The organism is Oleiphilus sp. HI0066, assembly GCF_001635725.1.
Genome location: NZ_LWFH01001291.1, coordinates 1 through 764 on the forward strand (window position 1 = coordinate 1; position 764 = coordinate 764).

General features: G+C 46.9%; 1 pseudogene. It reads right to left on the reverse strand.

Annotated features, from left to right (window positions below):
- Positions 1-764: pseudogene (carB, locus tag A3738_RS18775) on the reverse strand (carbamoyl phosphate synthase large subunit); the annotation flags it as partial.

The window sequence follows — 764 nt, forward strand, 5'->3', positions numbered from 1 at the left end:
CAAATCCATAAGAGCCAACTTCTAAACCACGAATAGCTTTCTGGAATGACTCTTGGAAAGTACGTCCGATCGACATCACCTCACCGACCGACTTCATCTGAGTCGTCAATGTCGCATCCGCTTGTGGGAATTTTTCAAAAGTGAAACGAGGGATCTTCGTTACTACGTAGTCAATTGCAGGCTCAAACGATGCAGGTGTTGCACCGCCAGTAATATCATTTTGAAGCTCATCGAGTGTGTAGCCAACCGCTAACTTCGCAGCAACTTTTGCGATTGGGAAACCAGTCGCTTTAGAAGCAAGCGCAGACGAGCGAGATACACGCGGGTTCATCTCGATAACAACCATACGACCAGTTGTTGGACTGATACCAAACTGTACGTTCGAACCACCCGTTTCAACACCAATTTCACGAAGTACCGCAAGCGATGCGTTACGCATGATTTGGTATTCTTTATCCGTAAGTGTTTGCGCTGGCGCTACAGTAATCGAGTCACCCGTATGAACACCCATTGCATCGAAGTTTTCAATCGAACAAATGATGATGCAGTTGTCCTTCTTATCGCGGACAACTTCCATCTCGTATTCTTTCCAACCGATCAAAGACTCATCAATGAGAAGCTCATTTGTTGGCGACATATCCAAGCCGCGAGCACAGATTTCTTCAAACTCTTCGCGGTTATATGCGATACCGCCTCCGCTACCACCCATGGTAAACGAAGGACGAATAATACATGGAAAGCCTAGCTCGTCGATCAGGCCAACC